Consider the following 25,966-nt stretch of genomic DNA (forward strand, 5'->3'; position numbering starts at 1 on the left):
CCCCCACCCGGGGGGAGGGCATCAGCCGCAGGCCAGCCGCTCGATACGCCCCTTCGAGTCGACATAGACGTTCAGCCGGTCGTCGCGGAAATCCTTCGTCGTCGCAGTGTTCGGTGCGATCCAGCGAAGCGTGCGTGAGCCCGATCGTGCCTGCATCACATCCGCCCGCGCATCGCTCGCGCGTTTCCCGACCAGATCGCCAAGCGAGTCCGCATTGCACGTTGCTCCGACCGGACCAGCAGCCGGCGCGTCGCCACGAAACTCGACCGGCGTACACGCCGCTGCCATCAGCAAACCCGCAACCACAACGATCCTCATGCGGCATCCTCAGTACGCGTCATCTTGAGCTTCCCGCCGATGACGGCGAATGCAAGCCGCCCTTCGACCAGGTCGAGCGCATCACGGCCGAACTGGTCGAACCGCCAGCCTTCGAGCATCGGCAACCCGGTCCGCACGCCCGCGGCCAGCGCCTCCAGCTCATCGGTCCGCGCCAGCAGTTTCGACGCGACATCAATGTCCCGCGAGCGGATCTTCAGGAGCAGCTTGAGGAGGTCGGCGACTAGCGAGCCTTCCTTGCCGAGCCCGGGCTTGCGATCGTCGCGGGGCGGCATCTCGTCGTCGCCCAATGGCTGCGATCCCTCGATCGCCGCCATAAGTCGACCACCGATGTCGTTGCCCGCCCAAGTCGCCGACAGCCCGCGGACCCGCGCGAGATCCGCCTGTTTCCGCGGCGGATGCCCCGCCATGTCGCCCAGCGTCTCGTCCTTGACGATCCGGCCGCGCGGCAGATCCTTCGCCTGCGCCTCCAGTTCCCGCCACCGTGCCAGCGCCTTCAAACGTCCGAGAACCTCGGGCTTGCGCCCAGAGATCCGCACGCGCTTCCACGCCAGATCGGGATCGTTCGCATAATTGGCGATGTCGCCGAGCCGCTCCATCTCCTGGTCGAGCCACACGCCGCGGCCGGTCTTGCGCAGCCGCTCGAGCATCTTGGGGAAGATCTTCGACAGATGCGTGACGTCGCCGATCGCATATTCGATCTGCCGCTCGTCGAGCGGGCGGCGGGCCCAGTCGGTGAAGCGCGCGCCCTTGTCGACCGCGATGCCGAGCCAGCTGTCGACGAGGTTCGAATAGCCGATCTGTTCGCCCTGGCCCAGCGCCATCGCCGCGACCTGCGTATCGAACAGCGGAAAGGGGGTCTTGCCCGTGAGGTTGTAGACGATCTCGATATCCTGCCCGCCGGCATGGACAACCTTGAGCACATCGTGATTCTCGACGAGCAGGTCGAGCAGCGGCTTCAGGTCGATGCCGGGCGCCATCGGATCGATCGCTGCGGCTTCCTTGTCGTCGGCGATCTGGATCAGGCAGAGCTCCGGGTAATAAGTGCTCTCGCGCATGAATTCGGTGTCGACGCACACATAGTCGGCGTCGGCCATGCGCGCGCAAAGATTGGCGAGCGTGGCACTGTCGGAGATAAGCGGGTGGATATGCATGGACCGTCCATAGCGAGCCTCGTCCGGGTTGACAAAGGCGGGTAGGAAAGGGAAGCGCGAGCTACCTGTTACCGTCCGAGAAGACCCATCATGCACGCCTATCGCACCCATAATTGCGCCGCCCTCCGCCCCGAACAGGTCGGCGAGGAGGTCCGTGTCTCGGGCTGGGTCCACAAGAAGCGCGATCATGGCGACCTCGTCTTCATCGATCTGCGCGATCATTACGGCATCACGCAGATTGTCACCGACGTGAGCGGCCCGGTCTTCAAGGTCATCGAGGGTCTGAAGAGCGAAAGCGTGGTGACGATCACCGGCAAGGTCACCGCACGCGCACCCGAAGCCGTGAACCCGAACCTGCCGACCGGCGGGATCGAGGTCCGCGCGACCGCCGCGACCGTCCAGTCGATGGCCGGCGAACTGCCGATGCCGGTCGCGGGCGAGGCCGAGTATCCCGAGGATATCCGCCTGCGCTATCGCTACCTCGACCTGCGTCGCGAACGGCTCCACGCCAACATCATGCTGCGCTCGAAGGTCATCACCTCGCTGCGCAACCGCATGAACGATCAGGGCTTCACCGAATTCCAGACGCCGATCCTGACCGCGTCGTCGCCCGAGGGCGCGCGCGACTATCTGGTGCCGAGCCGCGTGCATCCGGGCAAGTTCTACGCGCTGCCGCAGGCGCCGCAGATGTTCAAGCAGCTGCTGATGGTGGCGGGCTTCGACCGCTATTTCCAGATCGCACCGTGCTTCCGCGACGAGGACGCACGCGCCGATCGTTCGCCGGGTGAGTTCTACCAGCTTGATTTCGAAATGAGCTTCGTCACGCAGGACGACGTGTTCAACGCGATCGAGCCTGTCCTGCACGGCGTGTTCGAGGAGTTCGCTGACTGGCAGGGCAAGGGACGCCAGGTCTCGGCATTGCCGTTCAAGCGCATTCCCTACCGCGAATCGATGCTGAAATACGGCAGCGACAAGCCCGACCTGCGCAACCCGATCCTGATCCACGACGTCGGCCACCACTTCGTCGATTCGGGCTTCGGCCTGTTCGCCGGCATCGTCGCCGGCGGTGACGTGGTCCGCGCGATCCCCGCGCCGAACACCGCCGAGAAGAGCCGCAAGTTCTTCACGGACATGAACGACTGGGCCCGCGCCGAAGGCCATGCCGGCCTCGGCTACATCACGCAGAAGAATGGCGAGCTCGGCGGCCCGATCGCCAAGAACCACGGCGAGGAAGCGACCCGGAAGCTGATCGCCGAGATGGGCCTCGGTCCCAACGACGGCATCTTCTTCGCCGCCGGCAAGGAACTCCCTGCCGCCAAGCTCGCGGGTGCGGCACGCGCACGGATCGGTGCGGATCTCGGCCTGATCGACGAGAACCGCTTCGAATTCTGCTGGATCGTCGACTTCCCGATGTTCGAATATGACGAGGACGCCAAGAAGGTCGACTTCAGCCACAACCCGTTCTCGATGCCGCAGGGCGAGATGGACGCGCTGGAGAACAAGGATCCGCTCGATATCCTGGCGTACCAGTACGACATCGTCTGCAACGGCGTCGAACTGTCGTCGGGCGCGATCCGGAACCATCGTCCGGAGATCATGTACAAGGCGTTCGAGATCGCGGGCTACACGCAGGCCGATGTCGACACGAACTTTGCGGGCATGATCAACGCGTTCAAGGTCGGCGCACCGCCGCATGGCGGTTCGGCACCGGGGATCGACCGGATGGTCATGCTGCTCGCGGGCGAGCCTAACATCCGCGAGGTCGTGCTGTTCCCGATGAACCAGAAGGCTGAGGATCTGATGATGGGCGCGCCGAGCCCGGTCAGCCCGCGCCAGCTGAAGGAACTCAACATTCGCCTGACCGTCGACGGCCCGAAGGACGCAACGAAGGTGGTCGCCCCCACCGCCGGCTGACGCCTCCCTTCGAATAGGTCTTGCGCCCATGTCCCGTGTCGGGCGTTTATGTCCCGACACGGCCGACGGAGCGCACTGCATGACGATATATCTCGACGATTACGAAGCCGGCGACGAATATGACGGCAAGTACAAGCGCGACCTGAAAGAGCTGCAGAAGCGGCTCGAACGCATCCAGGTCGCGCATATCGTCGGCGGTACGCGCGCGATCGTGATGTTCGAGGGCTGGGATGCCGCTGGCAAGGGCGGCATCATCCAGCGCCTGTCCGCCGAATGGGACCCGCGCAACTACAAGGTCTGGCCGATCGCTGCGCCCACCGCAGACGAGAAGGCGCATCATTTCCTCTGGCGGTTCTGGAAACGCCTGCCCGCCAACGGTCATATCGCGGTGTTCGATCGCAGCTGGTACGGCCGCGTGCTGGTCGAGCGCGTCGAGGGGTTCGCCAGCGAGAGCGAGTGGCGCCACGGCTTTGACGAGATCAACGCGTTCGAGGCGCAGCAAGTCGAAAGCGGCGCGACTCTGATCAAGTTGTTCGTCCACACCACGCAGAAGGAACAGGACCGCCGCCTGAAGGCGCGGCTCGACGATCCGTGGAAGCATTGGAAGACCGGCCTCGACGATTATCACAACCGGTCGCGCCGCGCGGACTATCTGGAGGCGATGGCCGAGATGTTCGCGCGCACCGATACCGCGACCGCACCGTGGAGTGTCATCGACGGCAACAACAAAAAGGCGGCCCGGATCGCAGCGCTGACGCTGATCGCGGACCGCCTCGAAGCGAGCGTGTCGATGGTGCCGCCACCGCTCGACCCGAAGGTCAAGCGCGTGGCGGAGAAGGCGTTAGGCCTTGGCTGACCCGTTACGCTTTTGCTGACTTGGCCTCAGCTGATTCGGCTTGGATGAACTCGTCATCTGCGTTGAGCAGCAGCATCTGGCCCTTGTCGATGCCGAAATAGGCACCGCGGAGTGCCAGCGTACCAGCGGCCTCGGCCCTTCTGACGAACGGGAAGGTGCGCAGGTTGGCGATCGAGGTGCGGACGGACTCGAGTTCCATCTCGCGACCGGCTTCGTCACTGTCGCCGTACTTGGCGATGACCTTCTCGCGCGCGCCGTCGAGCAGGCTGACCCAGTCGGACACGAAGCCACCTGCGCCATGGTCGGCGTCGGCAAATGCCTGGGTCAGCGCGGCCTTGCAGCCGCCGCACTTCTCATGGCCCATCACGACGATCTCTTCGACCTTCAGCTGCGTGACGGCGAACTCGATGGCCGCCGACACGCCGTGATGGCCACCACCGGTTTCGTAGGGCGGGACCAGGTTGGCGACGTTGCGGACGACGAACACTTCGCCGGGCAGGGTGTCGAAGATCTGCGCGGGTTCGACGCGGCTGTCCGAGCAGGCGATGATCATCACCTTCGGGCTCTGGCCGTCCTGAAGCTCCTTCCAGCGCTCACGCTGCTCCTCCCAAGGACCGCCCTTGAAGCGGTGGTAGCCTTCGATCATTTCCGGAAAGTGAGTTGGCACGGTCAGCCTTTCATGGACGTTTGCACTGCAACATGACAAACTTGTCATGTTGCAACTGGTTCCCAATGAATTTTATCGTGATCGCCCACCGATTCCAATACGTCGTCACGATCCCCCGCCATTGTATGAACGTGAGGCCGGGGTTATCTGGCACGGCATGAACGATATGACCCCGATGGTTGCACCGGTGCGTGCGCGCAAGCCCGACTGGATCCGCGTCAAGGCGCCTACGTCCGCCGGGTTTGCCAAGACCCGCGAACTGATGCGCTCGAAAAGCCTCACGACCGTGTGCGAGGAGGCTGCATGCCCGAACATCGGCGAATGCTGGTCTAAAAAGCACGCAACCGTCATGATCCTCGGCGACACCTGCACGCGCGCCTGTGCGTTCTGCAACGTGAAGACCGGCATGCCGCGCGCGGTCGATCGGATGGAGCCGCAGAACGTCGCCGATGCGGCCGCGCAGATGGGTCTCAACCATATCGTCATCACCTCGGTCGATCGCGACGACCTGCCCGATGGCGGCGCCTCGCAGTTCGTGAAGGTGATCCAGGCGATCCGTGCGTCGAACCCGACCACGACGATCGAAATCCTGACTCCCGACTTCCGCAACAAGGCGCAGGCCGCGATCGAGTCGATCGTCGAGGCACGCCCCGACGTCTACAACCACAATCTCGAAACCGTCCCGCGGCTCTACCCGACGATCCGCCCCGGTGCGCGCTACTACGCGTCGCTCCGCCTGTTGGAGAGCGTCAAGAAGCACGATCCGTCGATCTTCACCAAGTCCGGCGTGATGCTCGGGCTCGGCGAGGAGCGTCTGGAGATCCATCAGGTTATGGACGACATGCGCTGTGCCGACATCGATTTCCTGACGATGGGCCAGTATCTCCAGCCAACGCCGCGCCATGCCAAGGTTGCCGAGTTCGTGCCGCCCAAGGCGTTCGACGCCTATGCCTCGATTGCGCGTGCCAAGGGCTTCATGCTCGTCGCGTCGTCACCGCTAACCCGATCCAGCTATCATGCCGGCGACGACTTCGCGCAGCTTCGCGCGAACCGCGATGCCAAGCTGGGCGTGACGCGCGGCTGATGCCGAAGCATTCCGAAACGCGTCACCTGCCGTATACGCCTGAGCAGATGTTCGACCTAGTGGCCGATGTCGGCCGCTATGCGGAGTTCCTACCCTGGGTCAGCGCGATGCGAGTGCGCTCGAACAGCGAAACGGAAACGCTGGCGGACATGATCGTCGGCTTCAAGGGCCTGCGCGAGACGTTCACCTCGCGGGTCGAGAAGGTGCGTCCGAGCGAGCTGACCGTAGACTATGTCGACGGCCCGCTAAAATATCTGCGCAACGAGTGGCATTTCCGCCCCGAGCCTCAGGGCTGTGCGGTCGATTTCACCGTCGACTTCGCGTTCAAGAACCGGATGTTCGAAATGATCGCCGGCCAGGTGTTCGGCGCCGCGCTCCGAAAGATGATCGGTGCGTTCGAGACGCGGGCGGCAGAGCTTTACGGTGCCGACGCCTCCGGCAGCAGCAAGTCGAGCGCGCACAACGCCGCCTGAAGGCGGATGCCGCCGCGGCCGAGATCGCCGAAATCCTTGCGGTCGGCATGAACGTCCGAAGGGTCACGACCCTTTTCGGCACGGCCGAACACGACCGTCCCAACCGGTTTCTTGAGTGACCCGCCGCCCGGCCCCGCAACGCCCGTGATCGCCACCGCGATATCGGCGCCCGACTGCTTCAATGCCGCCTGAGCCATGCTCCACGCCACCGCGATCGACACCGCACCGAACGTTTCGAGCACGTCCGAACTGATCTTCAGCACGCCGAGCTTCGCCGCGTTCGAATAGGTTACGAAGCCCACTTCGAAAACGTCCGAAGAACCGGGGATCTCGGTCAGCGCTGCGGCGACGAGCCCACCGGTGCAACTCTCGGCCACCGCGACGCGGCGCCCGATCGCGCGGTTCTGCTCGACGACTTTTCGCGCGGCGTCGACGAGTTCGGTGGGAAGGATCGTATCCATCAGCGAGTCTCCACCGAGCACAAGGGCAAGGACGCGACCGAGATAGCACCACCGCGCGCCTTTTGCGATTTGAGGTAGCGCAACGTCTCGACGACGATCCCGGCCGTATTGCGCGCCGGCAACGGTTCGAGCAGCGTGACGAGGCGGTCGATCGTCGCGCAATCGCGCAGCGCGATCCGCCCGACGATCTGAGGCACCAGCAACGTCGTCAGCAGTGGCCGGGCGAAATCCGAATCGAGCAGCCCGTCGACGGCTGGGTCGCTAAGCTTGACGATTGCCGCGCGGGCCGCCGGCCAGGCCCGCTCGGCCTCCGTCTCGTAGCGTCCGAGAAACGCGCTCGACTGTCGCCGGATGAGACTGGCTGCAGGCAACTGTGCCGCGCAAACGCGCCCCGTCTCACGAATGATGTCGGGCATCGCCACCAATGTCAGCGATTCGGCTTCGGGGCCGGTGATGCAACGCGGTTGTGCCACCGCCGGGCTGGCGAGCAAGGCGGTGGCGGCAAGCGCGGCGACGATCTTCATGCCGATGCTCCGGGAACCCGGACCGTCGCCACCGCCTGCGCCGCGATACCCTCGCCACGACCGGTGAAGCCGAGCCGTTCGGTGGTGGTCGCCTTGACGCTGACCCGGTCGAGCGAGAGCCCGAGCAGATCGGCAATCCGCGCGGTCATCGCCGTGCGGTGGGGACCGATCTTGGGGGCCTCGCACATGATCGTCAGGTCAACGAAATCGATTCGGCCGCGCTTGTCGGCGATCAGCTTTGCGGCGTGCTGGAGGAACTGCGCGGAGTCGGCGCCCTTCCACTGCGGGTCGCTCGGCGGGAAATGCGTGCCGATATCGCCCGCCGCGATCGTGCCGAGCAGTGCGTCGGTGAGCGCGTGGAGCGCGACATCCGCGTCGCTATGGCCCGACAGCCCCTTGTCGTGCGGGATCAGCACGCCGCCCAGCCACAGTTCTTCGCCGACTTCGAGCCGGTGCACGTCGAAACCCATTGCGGTGCGGGTTTCATACGCGACACGCGCTTCGGCGGCCGCGAAATCTTCGGGATGGGTAACTTTCTCGAGCATCGCCGAGCCCTGCACCAACGCGACGCCGACGCCAAGTCGCCGCACCATCTGCGCGTCGTCGGTGGCTTCTTCGTCAGCGGGCCAGACGGCGTGCGCGGCGCGTAACGCCTCGATGGAAAACGCCTGGGGGGTCTGAACCCGGTTGAGGTCCGCACGGGGCACGACATCCCCGAGCAGGACGCTGCCGTGGGCGAGCGTATCGATCACCGGGAGGACCGGGACGGCGGCGTCTCTCGTCTTGAGCGCGTCGACGAGCGAATCGATGACGGCTGCGGATAGGAAGGGGCGAGCGGCGTCGTGGATCAACACGTGCGTCGCGTCGCCAATCGCCGCGAGCCCGTTCGCGACCGACTCGCGGCGCGTCGCGCCACCGACGACGACCCGCGAGCCTTTACCCAGCGCACCGATCGCGAGCGGCTGCTGTCCTTCGGCCACGACGACAATGGTTTCGGCGATCGCGGGATGTGCCGCGAATGCATCAAAGGAATAGCCGATCATCGGTCGTCCTGCGATGCGCGCGAACTGCTTGGGAACCGATCCGCCGGCTCGCACGCCGGTTCCGGCGGCGACGATGATCGCGACGATACGCTGTGCTGATGCCATGCTCGCCACGTAGCGCGTCCCCCGCGCGCTCGCCAGCCTTGCCTGTAGAGGCAGGGTCGGGTAGGGGATTGCCTCTTTTTCAGGCACATCCATGCGCAGTTTATCCCCTATCCAGATCGGTCCCGTCCGGATCGAAAGCCCCGTGGTGCTCGCGCCGATGACGGGCGTCACCGACATGCCGTTCCGCACGCTCGTGCGACGCTATGGCTCGGGGCTCAACGTCACCGAGATGGTCGCAAGCCAGGCGGCGATCCGCGAGACGCGGCAGTCGTTGCAGAAGGCTGCGTGGGACCGTCTCGAGGAGCCGGTATCGATGCAGTTGATCGGCTGCACCCCGTACGAGATGGGCGAGGCGGCCAAGCTCAGCCAGGATCGCGGCGCGGCGATCATCGACATCAACATGGGCTGTCCGGTGCGCAAGGTCGTCAACGGCGATGCGGGCTCGGCGCTCATGCGCGACCTGAAGCTCGCCAGCGCAATCGTCGACGCGACCGTCAAGGCGGTGGACGTACCCGTGACGCTCAAGATGCGGATGGGCTGGTGCCATGACAGCCTCAATGCACCCGAGCTCGCGCGGATCGCCGAAGATCTCGGCGTAAAGCTGATCACCGTCCACGGCCGCACGCGCAACCAGATGTACAAGGGCAGTGCCGACTGGGGCTTCGTCCGCTCGGTCAAGGATGCAGTGTCGGTGCCGGTCATCGTCAACGGCGATATCTGCACGATAGAGGACGCGGAGGCGGCGATGGACCAGTCGGGCGCAGACGGGCTGATGATCGGCCGCGGCGCGTACGGCAAGCCCTGGGTGCTCGGGCAGGTGATGGAGTGGTTCGCCACCGGTCGCCGCATCGAGGATCCCTCGATCCCCGAACAATATGATGCGATCGCCGGGCATTACGAGGCGATGCTCGAACATTACGGGATCGAGACCGGCGTCAACATGGCGCGCAAGCATATCGGCTGGTACACCAAGGGGTTGCCCGGATCGGCTGAGTTCCGGAACAAGGTGAACCAGGTTCCCGATCCAAAGCAGGTCAAGGCGATGCTCGCCGAGTTCTACGCTCCCTGGCTCGACCTTGCAGCGGCGTGACGCCCAATCGCGAAGTCGGCCTGGTTTTGCCGAGCTGTTTTCGGCGCTGCCGGTCGCGGTCGTCGTCGTCGACCCGAACCACCGCGTCGCCCACGCCAATGCTCTCGCTGAGCAGCTGCTGAACCTCTCCGAGCGGCTGATGATCGGCCAACCGCTCGACGCGATCATTCCGCCGCCCGACGATCCGCGCAACCGTGACGGACACGGGCTGGCCGTCTATGACACGGAGATGTCGACCGCGCGGGGTGGCAAGATCCGCGTCGACTTCGCCGAGACGCAAATCGCCGACTATCCCGGTTGGCGCGCGATCACGCTGCATGCCGCAGCGACTTCGCGACGCCTGGGGCACTCGGCGGACCGCGCGGCGGGCGCCAGGGCGGCGGTCGGTGCTGCAGCGATGCTGGCGCACGAGATCAAGAACCCGCTGTCGGGCATTCGCGGTGCGGCACAATTGCTGGGTGCGGGCGAACTGACCACGCTAATCGTGACCGAGGTGGACCGGATCGCCGCGCTGATCGACCGGATGCAGGATTTTAGCGACACGCGTCCGCTGCCGCTCGAGAGCGAGAACATCTACCCGCTGCTTGGGCACGCGCGACGCCTTGCGCTCGCCGGGTTCGCGCGCGGAATCCCGATCGAGGAGCGCTTCGATCCTTCGCTCCCGCCTGCACAGATCAACCGCGATGCGCTGCTCCAGATCGTCATAAATCTTCTCAAGAACGCGCGAGAAGCCATTAGAAACGAACGCGAACCGCGGATCGTACTGACCACGGCCTACCGCCACGGCATCACCGTGAGTTCGGCGCCGGGCAAGCCGCGTCTGCCGTTGCCGATCGAGATCTGCGTATTCGACAATGGTCCGGGCGCGCCGGTCGATATCGCCGATCACCTGTTCGACCCGTTCGTCTCCGGCCGTCGCGAAGGGCAGGGGCTCGGTCTCGCGCTGGTCGACAAGCTCACGCGCGACATGGGCGGCATCGTCCAATATGCCCGCGAAGGGAATCCCGAGATGACCGTCCTCCGCCTGTTGCTGCCGAGAGCGGCGTCATGAGCACTGTCCTGGTCGTCGACGACGACGCCGCTATCCGGACCGTCGTTGCGCAGGCGCTTCGCCGTGCAGGGCATGACGTCGCCGTCGCCGACAGCCTGGCGCAACTCGAACGCGCGCTAGCGGCGTCGCTCCCCGATGTTCTCATTACCGACGTCATCCTTCCCGACGGCGACGGCATCGATCATGTCCGCAGCGTCTCGTCACGCTTTCCCTTGCTGCCGATCATCGTCCTGTCGGCGCAGAACACGCTGACGACGGCCGTCCGTGCTGCCGAAGTCGGCGCCTACGAATATTTGCCCAAGCCGTTCGACCTCGACGTGCTGACCCGCACGGTCGCCGGTGCGCTCGCGCGCGGCGGGATGATCAGCGAGGATGCGCTCCACGACGAGGACCGCGCGCTGCCGTTGATCGGGCGATCGGCGGCGATGCAGGATGTGTACCGGATCATCGCGCGGGTCGTCTCGAACGACCTGACCGTACTGATCTCGGGCGAATCGGGGACCGGCAAGGAACTCGTCGCGCGGGCGATCCACGATCTCGGGCCACGCAACGCGGCGCCGTTCGTGGCGATCAACATGGCCGCTATCCCGCGCGAACTGATCGAGGCCGAGCTGTTCGGGCATGAACGCGGTGCCTTCACCGGCGCAGCGGCGCGCAATGCCGGCCGGTTCGAACAGGCATCCGAGGGAACGCTGTTCCTCGACGAGATCGGCGACATGCCGATGGAGGCGCAGACCCGCTTGCTGCGCGTGCTTCAGTCGGGCGAGTTCACAAGCGTCGGCGGCGCGCGGACGATCCGCGTTGACGTCCGCATCGTCGCCGCCACCAATCGCGATCTCAACGCGCAGGTCGCCGCGGGGCATTTCCGGGAGGACCTGTTCTACCGCCTCAACGTGGTCCCGATCGCGCTGCCCGCGCTACGCGAGCGCCGCCAGGATATCGCATTGCTGGCGCGTCACTTTCTCGACCATGCCGCGATGCAGGGCCTGCCACGCCGACAGCTGGGCAGCGACGCGCTCACCGAACTCGGCGCGCACGACTGGCCTGGCAACGTCCGCGAGCTCGAAAACCTGATGCGCAGGCTCGCGGTGCTGGCGCGCGACGAAGTTATCGGTGCCGACGCGATCCGGGCGATGGTCGGCACGCAGGCGATCGTCGGCATGCCTGCCGATATCGAGATCGGCCAGGCCGTCCGGGCGATGATCGAGCGGATTGCGCGCGAAAACCCCGCCGCGCTCGACGATGGGACGCTGTACGACCGCATCATCGGCGAGGTCGAACGCCCGTTGATCGAGGCGATGCTGGCCCGCCACGGGCAGAACCAGCTGCGCGCCGCCCGCGCGATGGGGATCAACCGCAATACGCTGCGCAAACGCCTCGACACGCTCGGCATCGATATCGGCCAGGGCGGCGAATCCCAACGCCTTGAAGAGACCGAACGACCCTGAGTCTGTCATTATGTGGTTTCCTAGCAACGGTTGACGTTGTATCGGGGCAACGATGATCGCTTCCGCGACGCTACCTATGGATGAGGACGGCCCTGCACACCGGTTCGCGGTGACGCCTGCGGTCGAGGCGCTGGTTCTGGCGGTCGCCGTCGCGATCGGCGTCGCGAGCTATTTCATTATCACCGGTACCGACGCACCGCAGCGCCTGATCCCGCCGCCGCTGGTCGCGCTGCTGCTCGTTGCCAACCTCGTGCCCGGCATCGCCTTGCTGATGCTGCTCGGCCGGCGCGTGGCGATGCGGCGCGCGGCGCGGTCGCCTGTAGGCGGAGGTGGACGCCTCCATGTCCGCCTCGTCGCGCTGTTCTCGATCGTCGCCGCGGTACCGATGCTGCTGGTGACGATCTTCGCGTCGCTGCTGTTCCAGTACGGTGTCCAGTTCTGGTATTCCGACCAGGCGCGCGGAATGCTCGAGAACGCCACCGCGCTCGCGCAATCTTCCTATGCGCGCCAGCTCAGTCGCTGGGAGGAGGCGACCGTGACGATGGCCGCGGACATGTCGGGCTATCTGGAGGCAAAGTCGCTCCAGAGCCCCGATTTCTCCGGCTATTTCCTTCAGCAGGTCTATTATCGCAGCCTGTCCGAGGCGGCGCTGTTCAAGGTTACGCCGGACAACGAGATTCAGACCTTTGCGGTCGTCGACCCCTACAAGATCGATTTCGCACGCCAGGTGACGCCGCAATCGATCGCCCAACTCCGCGCCGGCAAGTCGGCGGTTGTCGCGGTCACTGGCGACCGGATCCAGACGATCACGCTCCTGCCCGGTTCCGACGAACTGTTCCTCTATGCCGGACGCGTCGAGGATACCAAGCTGCTCTCCGGCCAGACCGTCCGCGCGAACGAGGTGCTGACGAGCTACAGGTCGCTGCTGGCGCGCTCGCGCAGCCTCCAGTTGCGGTTCAACGCCGCGTTGCTGGTGATCTCGCTGCTGATCGTCGGGGTTGCCGTCTGGATCGCGCTCGCGGTAGCCGATCGCCTAGTCCGTCCGGTGGGCGAACTCGTTGACGCCGCGCGGCGCGTCGCAAGCGGCGACCTGACCGCGCGCGTCCCCGATCCGCGCAGCCGCGACGAAGTCGGAACGCTCGCCAACGCCTTCAACCAGATGACCGGGCAGCTCGAGGAACAGAATACCGAGCTCGTCACCGCCAATGGCCAGCTCGAAAACCGACGTGCGCTGATCGAGGCGGTGATGGCCGGCGTGTCGGCGGGCGTCGTCGCGACCGGGCGCGAGCGCACGATCACGATAGCCAATGATTCCGCGGTCACGCTGCTCGGGACCGATGCGGGCGGCCTCGTCGGACGCAAGCTAGTCGACGTCGCCCCCGAACTCGATGCGATGCTCGACGGGGGCGACCGCGAGGCGATCGTCGAGGTCGGGCAGGGCGGCGATGTCCGCACGCTGGCGGTCCGCATCGCCCGCCCGGCGACCGGGCCGATCCTCACCTTCGACGACATCACGCAGCAATTGCTCGATCAGCGCCGCGCGGCCTGGTCCGACGTCGCCCGGCGGATCGCGCACGAGATCAAGAATCCGCTGACACCAATCCAGCTCGCTGCCGAGCGTCTGCAACGACGCTATGGCGCAAAGGCCGAGATGCAGGACGGCACGTTCTCGCGACTTACCGACACGATCATCCGCCAAGTCGGCGATCTGCGCCGGATGGTCGACGAATTCTCGTCGTTCGCGCGCATGCCCAAGCCCGTCTTCCGCGAGGAGTCGTTGGTCGATGCCGCTCGCCAGGCGCTTTTCCTGCACGAGGTGGCGCATCCCGCGATCGGCTTCCACCTCGTCAACGACGACCCCGGCTTGGCGCTGGTCTGCGATCGTCGCCAGATCGGCCAGGCGCTCACGAACATCGTCAAGAACGCGGTCGAAGCCATTGAATCGCGAGGCGAACCCGGTGGATCGGTGACCATGACGCTTAGCCAGGAGCCGGGCCGGAGCGTGACGATCGCGGTCGCGGATACCGGCATCGGCCTGCCCGCCGACCGCGACCGGATCATGGAGCCCTATGTTACCACGCGGGCGCGCGGCACCGGCCTCGGGCTTGCCATCGTCAAGAAGATCATTGAGGAGCATTGCGGTACGATCGGTTTTTCCGACCGGCCGGGTGGCGGCACGCTCGTCAAGATGATCTTCGACACCAGGGCCCTGGCTGAACTCGACCAGGGGGGCCTGAACCAGGCGGAGCTCGACGCAAGAGGGCCGCTACCCGAGGGGGCAGGGGATGGCCAACTCGCCACCATGACTCGTAACCGGACATGATTTGATGGCGCTCGATATTCTCGTTGTGGACGACGAACGTGACATTCGCGAACTGGTCGCCGGCGTCCTCGAAGACGAAGGCTATGACACGCGCGACGCTGGCGACAGCGATTCCGCATTGGAGGCGATTGCCGCTCGGCGTCCGTCGCTCGTGCTGCTCGACGTCTGGCTGCAAGGCTCGCGGCTCGATGGGTTGGAACTGCTCGACGAGATCAAGCGTCGCGATCCGTCGATCCCGGTGCTGGTCATTTCGGGCCACGGCAACCTGGATACCGCGGTTGCGGCGATCCGGCGTGGCGCGTCCGACTTCATCGAGAAGCCGTTCGAGGCCGAGCGCCTGCTGCTCATGGTAGCGCGCGCGACTGAGACCGAACGGCTGCGGCGTGAAGTCGCGACCCTGCGCGCGACGGTCGGCCGCGAGACCGATCTGACCGGTAGTTCCGGCGCGATCAACGGCGTCCGTGCGACCCTAAAGCGCGTTGCGGCGACCGGCAGTCGCGTGCTCGTCATGGGCGGCGCGGGCGTCGGCAAGGAAGTCGCCGCACGGCTGCTTCACGGCTGGAGCCAGCGCACCGATGCCCCGTTTATCGTCGTCAGCGCAGCGCGGATGACGCCCGAGCGGGTCGACGAGGAACTGTTCGGGGTCGAGGAGGCGGGCGATCTGGTCCGCCCCGGCCTGTTCGAGCAGGCGCATGGCGGCACCTTGTTCCTCGACGAGATCGCCGACATGCCGATCACGACGCAGGCGAGGATCCTGCGCGCACTGACCGACCAGAGTTTCACACGGGTTGGCGGCACGCGGGTTGTGAAGGTCGACGTGCGTGTCGTTTCGGCGACGGCGCGCGACCTGGTGTTTGAGATTGCCGAGGGCCGGTTCCGCGAGGACCTGTATTACCGGCTCAATGTCGTTCCCGTGACGATCCCCCCGCTGTCCGATCGTCGCGAGGACATCCCGGCGCTGGTCCAGCATTTCATCGCGCATTACGCGTCCGAACGCCGCGTACCGACGCCGGAGATCGCCCCCGATGCGATGGTCGCGCTGCAATCCTATGACTGGCCCGGCAATGTCCGCCAGTTGCGCAACGTCGTCGAGCGGACGATCATCCTCGCGCCCGGCGACCGCATCGGCCGGATCGACATCGACCTGTTGCCCGCCGAAGTGCTTGGGGATCAGGGCGACATGGGCGCGGCGGGCGGCACCGCGATCATGGGATCGCCGCTGCGCGAGGCGAGAGAGACGTTCGAGCGGGAATATCTCCGCGTCCAGATCCGTCGCTTTTCGGGCAACATCTCGCGCACGGCCAGCTTCATCGGCATGGAGCGATCGGCACTCCACCGCAAACTCAAGCTACTCGGCATCACCGAAACACGCGACGAATAAGGCGCCGCAATTTCGCCGTCCTCTGGAACTATGGAGGCGTCGATCATAGATCACATTCTGCATCCGGTAACCGGGTGCATCTCCGACGCTGGGAAACAGCGCCTCGCGGGCAAAGTCCCGCCAAAAACAAAGGGTTATCCCATTGGCCGATAAACCAGGCTCGCTTCAGGACCTCTTCCTGAATGCACTCCGGCGCTCCAAGACGCCGGTTACGATGTTCCTCGTCAAGGGCGTGAAGCTCCAGGGCATCGTCACATGGTTCGATAATTTCTCCGTCTTGCTCCGCCGCGACGGCCAGTCTCAGCTGATCTACAAGCATGCGATCTCGACGATCATGCCCGCCGGACCGATGGATGTGTCGGCGATCGTAGATGGGGTTGGAGAAAACCAGAAGAAGCACCCGTTGTTGCAGGACATTTTCCTCAACGCGGTGCGGAAGTCCGAAGACAGCGTAACGATGTTCTTGATCAACGGCGTCATGCTGCAAGGCCAGATCGCCGGCTTCGACTTGTTTTGCATGCTGCTCCAGCGCGAGGGGATGGCACAGCTCGTCTACAAGCACGCGGTTTCGACGATCCAGCCGGCGCGCCCGCTGAACCTCGCCGAGGAACCCACCGATACGGATGATGCCGATGACGCAGACGATGCGGACCATGACGATTGAGTAGCGGCTTCGAACGCGATCGGGACGAGTTCACCCGCGGTACGCGTGCAATCGTGGTGTTGCCCGACCAGGGCGACGCGTCGCGCGACGTCGATGCTCGCCTCGAGGAAACCGCGGGCCTTGCCGCGGCGATCGGGGTCGAGGTGGTCGAGCGGATCGCCTACCGCGTCCGCCAGCCCAAGCCAGCGACCCTGATCGGCAGCGGTCAGGTCGAACTGCTCGCGACGCAGGTGCGGATGGAAGAGGCGGGGCTGGTCGTGTTCGACGCAAGCCTCAGCCCGGTCCAGCAGCGCAACCTCGAAAAGGCGCTCGAAACCAAGGTCATCGATCGCACCGGCCTGATTCTCGAAATCTTCGGCGAGCGTGCGGCGACCGCCGAGGGGCGCTTGCAGGTCGAGCTGGCGCATCTCGATTATCAGGCGGGCCGGCTGGTCCGCAGTTGGACCCATCTCGAACGCCAGCGGGGTGGCTTCGGCTTCCTCGGCGGTCCGGGCGAGACCCAGATCGAGGCGGATCGCCGGTTGATCCGCGACAGGATGGCCAGACTGAAGCGTGAGCTTGAGCAAGTCAGCCGGACGCGGGGTCTCCACCGTGAGCGTCGCCAGCGCGCGCCGTGGCCGGTGATCGCGCTTGTCGGCTATACCAATGCGGGTAAGTCGACGCTGTTCAACCGGCTCACCGGCGCGGACGTAATGGCGGAGGATCTGCTGTTCGCGACGCTGGATCCGACGCTGCGACAGATCCAGCTGCCCGGCATCGACAAGGCTATTCTGTCCGACACGGTGGGGTTCGTCTCGGACCTGCCGACGCAGTTGGTAGCGGCCTTCAAGGCGACGCTGGAGGAGGTCGTGTCCGCCGACCTGCTCGTCCACATCCGCGATATCGCGCATCCCGATACAGAGGCGCAGCGGACCGACGTCGAAACCGTGCTGGCGGAGATCGGCGTTGACGAGAACACGCCGCGGTTCGAGGTCTGGAACAAGCTCGATCTGCTCGATGCTGATACGCATGAGGAGGTCGCGGCACAGGCTGCGCACCGCGATGACGTCGTTGCGATTTCAGCACTGAGCGGGGAAGGGGTGGACGAACTGGTTCACCAAGTCGCCGCCAAGCTGACCGGCGCGCACCGTCGGTACAGCATCACGCTCGATGCCACCGATGGGGCAGGCGCGGCGTGGCTGCATGCGCACGGCGAGGTGCTCGGCAGCTTGGACGACGCACTCGAGACGACCTACGACGTCCGTCTGTCGGAAACCGACTATGACCGGTTTATCCGCCGCGACGTTTGATCGACTGCCACAGGGCTTCTTTCTGATCGAGCGTCATGGCGGCGAATGCATCGCCGCCAGACGTCTCGATTGCCCTGAAGCGTGCCTCGAACTTCGCGTTGCCCGCGCGTAACGCGGCTTCGGGATCGACGCCGAGATGGCGGGCCCAGTTCGTCACTGCAAACAGCAGGTCGCCGATCTCTTCTGCGACGGTGTCTGAGCCGGCTTCGCGAACCTCTTCGATTTCCTCGAAGACTTTCGCGAGCGGACCTTCCGCATCGGGCCAGTCGAACCCGGTGCGCGCGGCGCGTTTTTGGAGCTTCTCGGCCCGGGACAAGGCGGGCAGGCCGATCGCAACGCCGGCCAGCGCACTGGGATCGGACTTCTGTGCACGCTCGCCGGCCTTGATCGTTTCCCAGCCCGGCGAGGCCAAGGCATCGCCGAAGATGTGCGGGTGGCGGCGTTCCATCTTGTCGCTGATCGCGGTGACGACGTCGCTCAACTGGAACGCACCGGATTCCTCGGCGATACGGCTGTGGAACACGACCTGGAGCAAAAGGTCGCCAAGCTCGTCCTTGAGATCGGCAGGATCGTCGCGCGCGATCGCGTCGGCAACCTCATACGCTTCCTCGATCGTGTACGGCGCGATCGTCGACCAGGTCTGGACGCGGTCCCATTCGCATCCGTCGACCGGATCTCGCAACCGCGCCATGATGGCAGTGAGCCGTTCGATCATTGGGGACACCTGTGAATAGCCATCGATCTACTACGTGGCATAAGATCGATAATAGACATTATGTAAAATCTACGCCGGGATCGGCATCAGGATGAGCGTGGCATTCTCTACCCGCCACGACCCCAGCTTTGACAGAAAGTTCATGCCGATCACGTCGGTGTCACCGAATGACGGCGACGTGACAATCCCCAGGTCGGTCGCCGTGATCGCGCCGACCGTGACGCGCTTAGCCGTCGCGGTGCGTGCCATCACGTCGCCATTCGCGGTCGATATGATCACTGGAAACGGACTCTCGCCGCTATCCAGCCCGGCCGCCTTCGCAGTGGACGACGACAGCGCCGTCGTCGTCGCACCGCTGTCGATCAGCATCCGTCGTTTCACGCCGTCGATCTCGACATCGGCCCAGAAATGCCCGTCTTCGGCCATCCGGATCCGCGTTTCGGCGCCGCTGACCTGCTGGTCGGCAAAGATGGTAGTCAGCCCCGAGAACCGATCCCGCTGGCTCGCGATCAACAAGGCCATGACGAAGATCGCAATCCAGGCCGCAGCCATCTTCAGCACTGGTTTCAACGGCAATCGGCGCGCGACCAAGGCAGACAGCGGCAGGATCAGCATCACTGCGTACAGCGCGAACTGGGCTGCACGGTCACCGGTCATGCGGTCAGCACCAGCCCGTCATAGCCCGGTTGGACAGCGGCCGGCAGTTCACGGCGCAACGTGGCGTAGTCCATCGTGTTGTCCATGTGGATCAGCGCAGTCTGCTTGGGCTCGAGGCGTTCGGCCCAGCTTAGAACAGCCGGCAATTCCATATGCGTCGGGTGTGGCCGGCGACGGAGTGCATCGACGACCCAGATATCGAGATCCTGATACATGGTAACCATGTCATCGGTCATCACGTTGAAATCGGTCGCATATCCGATCGCTTGGCCGCCTGCTTCGAACCGCAGGCCGGCGGCGTGGATGCTGCCATGTGGCTGGTCGGTGACACGGATGTCGATCCCGCCGATCGTCAGCCGGTCCGGCAAGACCTCGGCCGCGACCGTCGGGGGATAGCCGGGGCGACCGTGAAAGGCATAGGTGAACCGCGCGTCCAGCGCTGCCAGTGTGAACGGCCGCGCATAGCCGCGGACCGGCGTTCCGGTCGCATGGAAGAGTTGCCGCACATCGTCGATGCCGTGACAGTGATCGGCATGGTCGTGCGTCCAGAGTATCGCGTCGACCCGGTCGATAGCGGCCGCCAACAACTGCTCTCGCATGTCCGGGCTGGTGTCGATCAGGATACGGGTCCCGTTATGCTCGACCAGAGCGGACGCACGCGTGCGACGGTTGCGCGGCTCAGTTGGGTCGCAGTCTCCCCAGTCGTTGCCGATCCGCGGCACGCCGGAGGATGTGCCGGAGCCGAGGATCGTGATCTTCATGCCGCGCCCGCGCCGGACGCTCGCGTCTTGGCGAACAGCGTATGGAAGTTTTCGGCCGTCCGGCGCGACAAGTCCTCGACGGCCTCGCCGCGCAGATCGGCGAGGAACTGCGCCGTATCGGCGACGAAGCCGGGTTCGCCGGTCTTGCCCCGATGCGGCACCGGCGCGAGGAACGGCGCGTCGGTTTCGATCAGCAATCGCTCGATCGGCAGGCGTGCTGCGGTCTCCTGCAAGTCACGCGCGTTCTTGAACGTCACGATCCCAGAGATCGAGATATAAAGCCCCATATCCAGCGCCTTGTCAGCGAAAGCTGCGCTTGCCGTGAAGCAGTGGATGACGCCGGGATAGGGCCCCTTCCCCATTTCTTCGGCCATGATCGCCGCGGTATCGTCCTCGGCATCGCGGGTGTGGACGACGATCGGCAGGCCGGTCTCGCGCGACGCGGCAATGTGCGCGCGAAAGCTCGCCTGCTGGCGGGCGCGATCGGAGGTGTCGCGGAAATAGTCGAGGCCGCTTTCGCCGAGGCCGACGACCCGGGGATGCCGTGCCCGCGCGATCAGCTTGGCCGCATCCACGTCGGGATAGGTATCCGCCTCGTTCGGATGGATCCCGATCGTCGCCCAGACATCCGGCTCGCGCTCGGCGGTGGCGACGATATCGTCCCACTCGCTCTCGCGCGTCGAGATGTTGAGCATCGCCGTCACACCGCGCGCGCGCGCGCGCTCGAGCACCGCCCGCTGGTCCTCGACGAGTCCCTTGTAATTCAGGTGGCAATGGCTGTCGGCGAGCATCAGGCCTCCGCAGGCAGTTCGAGACGCGGGAAGACGGGCGCTGGCGGTGCAATCCGGAAGTCGGAGGCGGCGATCCGGTCGTACCAGCCGTCGTCGTCGATCGCCGAGTGATCGCGTTCGGTCGCGCCGATCTGGTCGAGCACCTTCCCCGCGGACTCGGGAACGACCGGCAGGATCGCGATCGCGAGCATGCGGATCGCGCGGACCAGCGTGCGCAACACCGCATTCATCCGCGCGGGATCGGTCTTGCGCAGGGCCCAGGGCGCCTGCGCGTCGATATACTGGTTGCAGGCGAACACGCCGCGCATCCACGCCTCGATCCCTTGCGACAATGCGAGATCGTTGAAGCCGGCCTTGAACCCGGCACAGGCGACGACGACCTCCTCGATCAGTTCGCCGTCGGCATCCTGAACCGTACCGGCCGCGGGAAACTCGCCACCCAGATTCTTGGCGATGAACGACAATGTCCGCTGCGCAAGGTTGCCGAAGCTGTTCGCAAGCTCGGCGTTGACGCGAGTCACGATCGCCTCGGGCGAGTAGCTGCCGTCCTGGCCGAAGCTCACCTCGCGCAGGAAAAAATAACGCAGCGCATCGACGCCGAACGCATCGGCCAACGCCATCGGATCGACGACGTTGCCGACCGACTTCGACATCTTCTCGCCGCGCGTCAGGAGAAAACCGTGGCCGAACACGCTCTTGGGCAAGGGGATGCCGGCCGAGAGCAGGAACGCCGGCCAATAGACTGCGTGGAAACGGACGATGTCCTTGCCGATCAGATGGATATCCGCCGGCCAGTATTTCGCCTTGTCGCCGGTCATGTCGGGATAGCCGATCCCGGTCAGGTAATTTGTGAGCGCATCGACCCACACATACATGACGTGCCCGGGGCTGCCCGGCACCGGCACGCCCCAGTCGAAGCTGGTCCGCGATACCGACAGGTCTTTCAGCCCCCCCTCGACGAACCGCATCACCTCGTTGCGGCGGCTTTCGGGGCGGATGAAGTCGGGGTTGGCGGCGAAGAGATCGAGCAACGGCTGCTGATATTTGGACAGTCGGAAGAACCAGGTCTCCTCAGCGGTCCATTCGACCGGCGTGCCCTGCGGCGAGCGGCGATCGTCGCCCTCCCCGGTCAGTTCGGATTCGTCGTAGAACGCCTCGTCGCGGACCGAATACCAGCCCTCGTAGCGATCGAGATACAGGTCGCCCGCATCCGCCATCGCCTGCCAGATCGCGGCGCTCGCGGCATAATGATCCTCGTCCACGGTCCGGATGAAGCGGTCATACGAAATGCCAAGGCGGTCGGCCATCTCGTGGAAATATGACGACATTTCGTTGGAAAGATCGCGCACAGGCATGTCGCGGTCGCGCGCGGCCTGGACCATCTTGAGGCCATGTTCGTCGGTGCCGGTCTGGAACAGCACGTCGCGACCGGCCTGGCGCTGGAAGCGGGCGATCGCGTCGGCAGCGATCATCTCGTACGCATGGCCGATATGCGGACGGCCATTGGGATAGTGGATCGCGGTGGTGATGTAGAAAGGGTCGGCCATGCCGCGCTCCTAGAGCATCGCCCGGATCAGGTGAAGCCTGCGCAGCCCGATCACGGGCGTAATGTCGCGACGATCCCCGCCATTTCGAACACGGTCGCCTGCGCGTCGAGCGACAAACCGATCGCAGCGCCGGCCAGTTCGCGTGCCGCGGCGTGCGCGTCGAGTGCGGACCGCAGTGCTGGGCCCGACCGGGTCCGTGCGGCGTCGGCGATGAACGCGGGCGCGCGGTCGAGAAACGCTTCGTAGCGCGGTTGCGACGCCTTGAGTCCGAGTGCTTTCGCGAGCTTCAGCCGGCGTCCGTTATCGCGGTCGCCATCCTGCGCGATCGAAGCGATGGCATCGTCGATCGCGGCGATGTCGAGCCCGGCATAGCGAAGCGCGCGTCCGGGAGCGCCGTCGCTGGCACGAACCAGCGCGGCGACCTCACCCTCATCGGCATCGGGTTGCAGCGTCCGGATCGCGGTCCCGACCTCGTCGTCGGTAAGCGCCTCGAACCGCAACAGGCGACACCGCGAGCGGATCGTCGGCAGCAATCGTCCCGGCGCATGGCTGACGAGCAGGAATATCGTCCCCGCCGGCGGTTCCTCGAGGTTCTTGAGCAGCGCATTCGCCCCGCCCCGCTCCAGATCGTCGATCGCATCGATCACGACCACGCGGCGGGGGCTCATCGACGGCGTCGTGGCGAACAAGGGCTGCAACGTTCGGACCTGCGCGATCGAGATGCTGCGCGCGAGATCCTGGTCGGGCTTGTCGGCATCTTTGGGCAACCGGGCGAGCACGCGAAAATCTGGGTGCGACCCGGCCTCCACCAGCGACCGCGTCCGATTTCCCTCGGGAACCTCCAGTCCGGTCGACCCGCCATCGGGCTCGGCCGCATCCGCCAGCATCCGCATCGCCGCCAAGCGCGCGAAGCTTGCCTTGCCGACGCCCTGAGGCCCGGCGATCAGCCAGGCGTGATGCAGCGAACCGCCGCGCATCGCTGCCATAAAGGCCGCCTGTGCGGCAGTGTTGCCGATGATCGGCGTCATACCTGCAACGCCGTCGGCGCCGACATCATCAGCCGAAGAAGCCGGTCAGTCCTGCCCATGCGCGGCCGAAGAAACCGGCCTCGGCGACATCCTTCTCGGCGACAAGCGGCATGGTCTGCTGGAGGCCGTCCGACGTCGTCACGACGAGATCGGCGATATGCTGGCCTGCCTTGATCGGCGCCTTGATGGGGCCGTCATACACGACCTTCGCGGTGAGATTGGGCGTGGTGCCGGCGGGCAAAGTCACGGTCAACGCCTTGGGCGCAACGAGCCCAACCGACGACGAATCGCCGAGCTGGACCGAGGCAGTCTCGACCTTCTTGCCCTTGGCGACGATCGGCTTGGACTGCCAAGCCCGGAAGCCCCATTCCATGAAGCGCACGGATTCCTCGGCACGCTGGCCCGAACTCGTCAGGCCGGCAACGACCATCACCAGCCGGCGACCATTCTGCACGGCGGATCCGGTGAAGCCGTAGCCGGCCTCCTCGGTGTGACCAGTCTTCAGGCCATCGGCACCGGCGACGCGGCCGAGGATCGGATCGCGGTTCGCTTGGGTGATGGCGCTGCCGCCCATCGTCTTGCCCCAGGTGAAATCGCGCTTCGAATAGAATTGCTTGTAGAGATCGGGGTAGTTGGTGATCGTCGCCGCGGCGAGCTTGGCAAGATCATGCGCGGTGACATAGGTCACGCCGTTGTCGGGCCAGCCATTGGCGGTGCCGAAATGGCTGTCCTTGAGGCCGAGTTCGGCAGCCTTGCGGTTCATCCGCTCGGTGAACGCCTGCTCCGAACCCGAAATTCCCTCGGCAAGCACGATGCATGCATCGTTGCCCGACAGCGTGACGATCCCGTACAGGAGATTGGCGACGCTGACATTCTCACCCGATGACAGGAACATCGTCGAACCCGCTGCCGGGCCATGCCATTTCGCCCAGGTCTCGGGCCGCACCGTCATCATCTGGTCGAGCTTCAACTCGCCCTTCTTGACCATGTCGAACGCGACATAGACCGTCATCATCTTGGCGAGCGAGGCTGGCGGCATGCGGCGATCCGCGTCGCGCGCGAACAGCACCGCACCCGACGACAGGTCCTCCATATAGGCGATCGGCGCGGCTGTCTGAAACTGCGGGGCGGCGGCTATGGAAGGATGCGCCAGCGCGAGGGCGACAAGCGGTGCGACGATCAGCTTCTTCATGGGGTATTCCGTGAGCAAAAGGGAACTCGATCCGTGGGCAGGATGTGATGCATGTCATAGCCTGGACGAGCGACCACGTCACTCACCCGTTGCGGGCAAATTCCGCCTAGCGCTCGACCGCGTCGGCCAGCAGGCCAACCGACAACGCGTAGAAATTCGAGCAGTTGTAATCGAGGATCACGCGGTAGTTGCTGGTCAGCAGATAGGCGGTCGCCCCCTGCCCGTCCGGCTCGAGCAACGTCGCCATCACGCTGTCCGCGGGCAGGCTGCGACCCTGGGACGAGATCCCCAGCGCGCGCCATTCGGCGATCGTCCGCCAGCCGCTATGTCGCTCGAACACCCGCGGGCAGCGCGGCGAGACGAGCCGGTTGCGGACCTGGGACCGGTCCAACCCGGCGGGCACGTTGACCGCCACACCCCAGGGCTGACCAGCACGCCAGCCGGCATCGACGAAGTAATTGCCGATCGAGGCCAGCGTATCCGCCGGGCTGTTCCAGATGTCCGCGCGCCCGTCGCCATCGCCGTCGCGCGCCAACCGCAGATAGATCGACGGCAGGAATTGCGGATTGCCGGTGGCGCCAGCCCAACTCCCCTTCAGCTGGTCGCGCGTCACCCCGCGATCGAGCATCTTGAGACCGGCAATGAACTCTCCCGCGAACAGCGACCGGCGCCGCCCCTCGTAAGCGAGGCTGGCAAGCGACCGCAGCAGGTCGAAATTGCCGGTATAGCTGCCGTAGTTCGTCTCGTGCCCCCAGATCGCAACCATGATCGATTCAGGCACCCCGGTGGTCTGCTCGATCCGCTGCAACCGCGAGCGTTGCGCCTGGTAGGTCTGACGACCGCGCGCGATCCGCGCTGCGTCGACATGCTGGGCGCGGTAGGGTGCGAAGGCCGGGATCGCGCTGCTGCTGGTCGCGCCGGGCTGCTGCCGGTCGAGGTCGATGACGCGCTGGTTGAGCGTCAGTCCTGGAAACACCGCATCGGCCGTCCGCCTGCTCACACCGTCCGCCAGCGCCTGCTGACGAAGCGTCGTCATATAGGCCTGAAACCCTGCATCGTCCTGCGCCAGCGCCGGGCCGCTCCCAGCCAGCACGGCGCCGAAGCCGATCACGATCCTGCGCAGTCGCGCTGTTGCTGTCGATGTCCCGCCCATTGGCAGGCTCTGCCACAGACCCGCCACGATCGGAACCTCGCATCGTCGCGCCCACCGCACGCATGACCGTACGTAGGTTGCTGCGGATACTTGCACTGCGGAAGGATCGGCTTTTGCCGCACGGAACACGATGCCGCTTGCCATCCGGCGAAAGCAGCGGCTAAGGGCCGTCGCAGTCGGGGAGTGGCGCAGGCTGGTAGCGCACCTGGTTTGGGACCAGGGGGTCGCAGGTTCGAATCCTGTCTCCCCGACCATCGAG

At 65.3% G+C, this 25,966-nt stretch carries 25 protein-coding genes and 1 tRNA gene; 12 read left to right on the top strand and 14 right to left on the bottom strand.

The window, feature by feature from the left end:
• Window positions 1–21 precede the first annotated feature (21 nt).
• Complete coding sequence (locus tag EQZ23_RS01895; RefSeq protein ID WP_128452778.1) at window positions 22–318, bottom strand: I78 family peptidase inhibitor; 297 nt, start codon at window positions 316–318, stop codon at window positions 22–24.
• A complete protein-coding gene (gene rnd / locus EQZ23_RS01900; RefSeq protein ID WP_128452779.1) occupies window positions 315–1,490 on the bottom strand; it encodes a ribonuclease D in 1,176 nt (391 codons plus the stop codon). Before rnd ends, EQZ23_RS01895 begins: the two co-directional genes overlap by 4 nt.
• A gap of 90 nt (window positions 1,491–1,580) precedes the next feature.
• Between rnd and aspS the strand changes: the two genes are divergently transcribed.
• Together aspS and EQZ23_RS01910 are read left to right on the top strand one after the other, a co-directional pair.
• Window positions 1,581–3,404 (top strand): aspartate--tRNA ligase, encoded by a 1,824-nt coding sequence (aspS, locus tag EQZ23_RS01905; protein ID WP_206364146.1) that lies wholly within the window; start codon window positions 1,581–1,583, stop codon window positions 3,402–3,404.
• Between the two features lie 79 nt (window positions 3,405–3,483).
• Window positions 3,484–4,260, top strand: a complete 777-nt coding sequence (locus EQZ23_RS01910; RefSeq protein ID WP_128452781.1) for a polyphosphate kinase — start codon at window positions 3,484–3,486, stop codon at window positions 4,258–4,260.
• Window positions 4,261–4,264: 4 nt separating this feature from the next.
• Here the strand turns inward: EQZ23_RS01910 and EQZ23_RS01915 are convergent, their stop codons facing one another.
• Window positions 4,265–4,906 (bottom strand): carbonic anhydrase, encoded by a 642-nt coding sequence (locus EQZ23_RS01915; protein ID WP_240663128.1) that lies wholly within the window; start codon window positions 4,904–4,906, stop codon window positions 4,265–4,267.
• Between the two features lie 178 nt (window positions 4,907–5,084).
• On the opposite strand from EQZ23_RS01915, the gene lipA reads away from it, so the two are divergent.
• Together lipA and EQZ23_RS01925 are read left to right on the top strand one after the other, a co-directional pair.
• Entirely contained in the window at window positions 5,085–6,011 is a 927-nt protein-coding gene (gene lipA / locus EQZ23_RS01920; RefSeq protein ID WP_128452782.1) for a lipoyl synthase, read from the top strand.
• Window positions 6,011–6,484, top strand: a complete 474-nt coding sequence (locus tag EQZ23_RS01925; RefSeq protein WP_128452783.1) for a type II toxin-antitoxin system RatA family toxin — start codon at window positions 6,011–6,013, stop codon at window positions 6,482–6,484. Before lipA ends, EQZ23_RS01925 begins: the two co-directional genes overlap by 1 nt.
• Here EQZ23_RS01925 and EQZ23_RS01930 read toward each other — a convergent pair.
• From EQZ23_RS01930 to EQZ23_RS01940, 3 genes are read right to left on the bottom strand one after another with little or no spacing between them, the layout of a single operon-like run.
• The gene (locus EQZ23_RS01930) at window positions 6,430–6,945 is read right to left on the bottom strand and encodes a CinA family protein (RefSeq protein WP_128452784.1); all 516 of its coding nucleotides are present in this window, start codon (window positions 6,943–6,945) and stop codon (window positions 6,430–6,432) included. The genes EQZ23_RS01925 and EQZ23_RS01930 overlap by 55 nt on opposite strands.
• Window positions 6,945–7,469, bottom strand: coding sequence for a hypothetical protein (locus EQZ23_RS01935; protein ID WP_128452785.1), 525 nt, complete (start codon window positions 7,467–7,469; stop codon window positions 6,945–6,947). The genes EQZ23_RS01930 and EQZ23_RS01935 overlap by 1 nt, the downstream gene beginning before the upstream one ends.
• Complete coding sequence (locus EQZ23_RS01940) at window positions 7,466–8,617, bottom strand: bifunctional 2-C-methyl-D-erythritol 4-phosphate cytidylyltransferase/2-C-methyl-D-erythritol 2,4-cyclodiphosphate synthase (protein ID WP_128452786.1); 1,152 nt, start codon at window positions 8,615–8,617, stop codon at window positions 7,466–7,468. The genes EQZ23_RS01935 and EQZ23_RS01940 overlap by 4 nt, the downstream gene beginning before the upstream one ends.
• Window positions 8,618–8,708: 91 nt before the next feature.
• Between EQZ23_RS01940 and dusB the strand changes: the two genes are divergently transcribed.
• From dusB to hflX, 7 genes are all read left to right on the top strand, one after another.
• Window positions 8,709–9,707 carry a tRNA dihydrouridine synthase DusB gene (gene dusB / locus EQZ23_RS01945; protein WP_128452787.1) on the top strand — a complete coding sequence of 333 codons (999 nt, stop codon included), beginning with the start codon at window positions 8,709–8,711 and terminating at the stop codon, window positions 9,705–9,707.
• On the top strand, window positions 9,694–10,758 hold the full coding sequence (locus tag EQZ23_RS01950; protein ID WP_128452788.1) for an ATP-binding protein: 1,065 nt from the start codon (window positions 9,694–9,696) through the stop codon (window positions 10,756–10,758). The genes dusB and EQZ23_RS01950 overlap by 14 nt, the downstream gene beginning before the upstream one ends.
• On the top strand, window positions 10,755–12,206 hold the full coding sequence (ntrC, locus tag EQZ23_RS01955; RefSeq protein ID WP_128452789.1) for a nitrogen regulation protein NR(I): 1,452 nt from the start codon (window positions 10,755–10,757) through the stop codon (window positions 12,204–12,206). Before EQZ23_RS01950 ends, ntrC begins: the two co-directional genes overlap by 4 nt.
• Before the next feature lie 52 nt (window positions 12,207–12,258).
• Window positions 12,259–14,529 (top strand): ATP-binding protein, encoded by a 2,271-nt coding sequence (locus tag EQZ23_RS01960; protein WP_128452790.1) that lies wholly within the window; start codon window positions 12,259–12,261, stop codon window positions 14,527–14,529.
• Window positions 14,530–14,533: 4 nt separating this feature from the next.
• Window positions 14,534–15,910, top strand: coding sequence for a sigma-54 dependent transcriptional regulator (locus EQZ23_RS01965; protein ID WP_128452791.1), 1,377 nt, complete (start codon window positions 14,534–14,536; stop codon window positions 15,908–15,910).
• Between the two features lie 88 nt (window positions 15,911–15,998).
• Window positions 15,999–16,574: an RNA chaperone Hfq gene (hfq, locus tag EQZ23_RS01970; RefSeq protein ID WP_128452792.1), complete on the top strand. Its 576-nt coding sequence runs from the start codon at window positions 15,999–16,001 to the stop codon at window positions 16,572–16,574.
• The gene (gene hflX, locus EQZ23_RS01975; protein ID WP_128452793.1) at window positions 16,571–17,863 is read left to right on the top strand and encodes a GTPase HflX; all 1,293 of its coding nucleotides are present in this window, start codon (window positions 16,571–16,573) and stop codon (window positions 17,861–17,863) included. The genes hfq and hflX overlap by 4 nt, the downstream gene beginning before the upstream one ends.
• Here hflX and mazG read toward each other — a convergent pair.
• From mazG to EQZ23_RS02015, 8 genes are all read right to left on the bottom strand, one after another.
• Entirely contained in the window at window positions 17,844–18,578 is a 735-nt protein-coding gene (mazG, locus tag EQZ23_RS01980) for a nucleoside triphosphate pyrophosphohydrolase (RefSeq protein WP_128452794.1), read from the bottom strand. The two genes, hflX and mazG, sit on opposite strands and share 20 nt — an antisense overlap.
• Window positions 18,579–18,647: 69 nt before the next feature.
• Window positions 18,648–19,235, bottom strand: coding sequence for a TIGR02281 family clan AA aspartic protease (locus EQZ23_RS01985; protein ID WP_128452795.1), 588 nt, complete (start codon window positions 19,233–19,235; stop codon window positions 18,648–18,650).
• Window positions 19,232–19,996 (bottom strand): MBL fold metallo-hydrolase, encoded by a 765-nt coding sequence (locus EQZ23_RS01990; protein ID WP_128452796.1) that lies wholly within the window; start codon window positions 19,994–19,996, stop codon window positions 19,232–19,234. Before EQZ23_RS01990 ends, EQZ23_RS01985 begins: the two co-directional genes overlap by 4 nt.
• The gene (locus tag EQZ23_RS01995; protein WP_128452797.1) at window positions 19,993–20,787 is read right to left on the bottom strand and encodes a TatD family hydrolase; all 795 of its coding nucleotides are present in this window, start codon (window positions 20,785–20,787) and stop codon (window positions 19,993–19,995) included. The genes EQZ23_RS01990 and EQZ23_RS01995 overlap by 4 nt, the downstream gene beginning before the upstream one ends.
• Window positions 20,787–22,334, bottom strand: coding sequence for a methionine--tRNA ligase (metG, locus tag EQZ23_RS02000; RefSeq protein ID WP_128452798.1), 1,548 nt, complete (start codon window positions 22,332–22,334; stop codon window positions 20,787–20,789). The genes EQZ23_RS01995 and metG overlap by 1 nt, the downstream gene beginning before the upstream one ends.
• 50 nt (window positions 22,335–22,384) lie before the next feature.
• On the bottom strand, window positions 22,385–23,362 hold the full coding sequence (locus tag EQZ23_RS02005) for an AAA family ATPase (protein WP_128452799.1): 978 nt from the start codon (window positions 23,360–23,362) through the stop codon (window positions 22,385–22,387).
• A 28-nt stretch (window positions 23,363–23,390) separates the two neighbouring features.
• Window positions 23,391–24,554 (bottom strand): D-alanyl-D-alanine carboxypeptidase family protein, encoded by a 1,164-nt coding sequence (locus EQZ23_RS02010; protein ID WP_128452800.1) that lies wholly within the window; start codon window positions 24,552–24,554, stop codon window positions 23,391–23,393.
• Window positions 24,555–24,660: 106 nt separating this feature from the next.
• Window positions 24,661–25,665, bottom strand: a complete 1,005-nt coding sequence (locus EQZ23_RS02015) for a lytic murein transglycosylase (RefSeq protein WP_164913359.1) — start codon at window positions 25,663–25,665, stop codon at window positions 24,661–24,663.
• 219 nt (window positions 25,666–25,884) lie between these two features.
• On the opposite strand from EQZ23_RS02015, the gene EQZ23_RS02020 reads away from it, so the two are divergent.
• Window positions 25,885–25,961: transfer RNA gene (locus EQZ23_RS02020), tRNA-Pro, on the top strand.
• The last annotated feature ends 5 nt before the right edge of the window (window positions 25,962–25,966 follow it).

Source organism: Sphingomonas sp. UV9, from assembly GCF_004101245.1.
GTDB lineage: Bacteria > Pseudomonadota > Alphaproteobacteria > Sphingomonadales > Sphingomonadaceae > Sphingomonas.

What these genes read in the sequence shown, in the direction of transcription:
- EQZ23_RS02005 (WP_128452799.1), bottom strand. Translation starts at nt 23,362, where the DNA reads ATGACGCCGATCATCGGCAACACTGCCGCACAGGCGGCCTTTATGGCA.
- EQZ23_RS01995 (WP_128452797.1), bottom strand. Translation starts at nt 20,787, where the DNA reads ATGCTCGCCGACAGCCATTGCCACCTGAATTACAAGGGACTCGTCGAG.
- EQZ23_RS01965 (WP_128452791.1), top strand. Translation starts at nt 14,534, where the DNA reads ATGGCGCTCGATATTCTCGTTGTGGACGACGAACGTGACATTCGCGAA.
- metG (WP_128452798.1), bottom strand. Translation starts at nt 22,334, where the DNA reads ATGGCCGACCCTTTCTACATCACCACCGCGATCCACTATCCCAATGGC.
- ntrC (WP_128452789.1), top strand. Translation starts at nt 10,755, where the DNA reads ATGAGCACTGTCCTGGTCGTCGACGACGACGCCGCTATCCGGACCGTC.
- EQZ23_RS01985 (WP_128452795.1), bottom strand. Translation starts at nt 19,235, where the DNA reads ATGACCGGTGACCGTGCAGCCCAGTTCGCGCTGTACGCAGTGATGCTG.
- EQZ23_RS01960 (WP_128452790.1), top strand. Translation starts at nt 12,259, where the DNA reads ATGATCGCTTCCGCGACGCTACCTATGGATGAGGACGGCCCTGCACAC.
- EQZ23_RS01910 (WP_128452781.1), top strand. Translation starts at nt 3,484, where the DNA reads ATGACGATATATCTCGACGATTACGAAGCCGGCGACGAATATGACGGC.
- EQZ23_RS01895 (WP_128452778.1), bottom strand. Translation starts at nt 318, where the DNA reads ATGAGGATCGTTGTGGTTGCGGGTTTGCTGATGGCAGCGGCGTGTACG.
- EQZ23_RS01940 (WP_128452786.1), bottom strand. Translation starts at nt 8,617, where the DNA reads ATGGCATCAGCACAGCGTATCGTCGCGATCATCGTCGCCGCCGGAACC.
- EQZ23_RS01925 (WP_128452783.1), top strand. Translation starts at nt 6,011, where the DNA reads ATGCCGAAGCATTCCGAAACGCGTCACCTGCCGTATACGCCTGAGCAG.
- rnd (WP_128452779.1), bottom strand. Translation starts at nt 1,490, where the DNA reads ATGCATATCCACCCGCTTATCTCCGACAGTGCCACGCTCGCCAATCTT.
- EQZ23_RS02010 (WP_128452800.1), bottom strand. Translation starts at nt 24,554, where the DNA reads ATGAAGAAGCTGATCGTCGCACCGCTTGTCGCCCTCGCGCTGGCGCAT.
- aspS (WP_206364146.1), top strand. Translation starts at nt 1,581, where the DNA reads ATGCACGCCTATCGCACCCATAATTGCGCCGCCCTCCGCCCCGAACAG.
- EQZ23_RS01935 (WP_128452785.1), bottom strand. Translation starts at nt 7,469, where the DNA reads ATGAAGATCGTCGCCGCGCTTGCCGCCACCGCCTTGCTCGCCAGCCCG.
- EQZ23_RS01990 (WP_128452796.1), bottom strand. Translation starts at nt 19,996, where the DNA reads ATGAAGATCACGATCCTCGGCTCCGGCACATCCTCCGGCGTGCCGCGG.
- dusB (WP_128452787.1), top strand. Translation starts at nt 8,709, where the DNA reads ATGCGCAGTTTATCCCCTATCCAGATCGGTCCCGTCCGGATCGAAAGC.
- EQZ23_RS01915 (WP_240663128.1), bottom strand. Translation starts at nt 4,906, where the DNA reads ATGATCGAAGGCTACCACCGCTTCAAGGGCGGTCCTTGGGAGGAGCAG.
- EQZ23_RS01930 (WP_128452784.1), bottom strand. Translation starts at nt 6,945, where the DNA reads ATGGATACGATCCTTCCCACCGAACTCGTCGACGCCGCGCGAAAAGTC.
- lipA (WP_128452782.1), top strand. Translation starts at nt 5,085, where the DNA reads ATGAACGATATGACCCCGATGGTTGCACCGGTGCGTGCGCGCAAGCCC.
- mazG (WP_128452794.1), bottom strand. Translation starts at nt 18,578, where the DNA reads ATGATCGAACGGCTCACTGCCATCATGGCGCGGTTGCGAGATCCGGTC.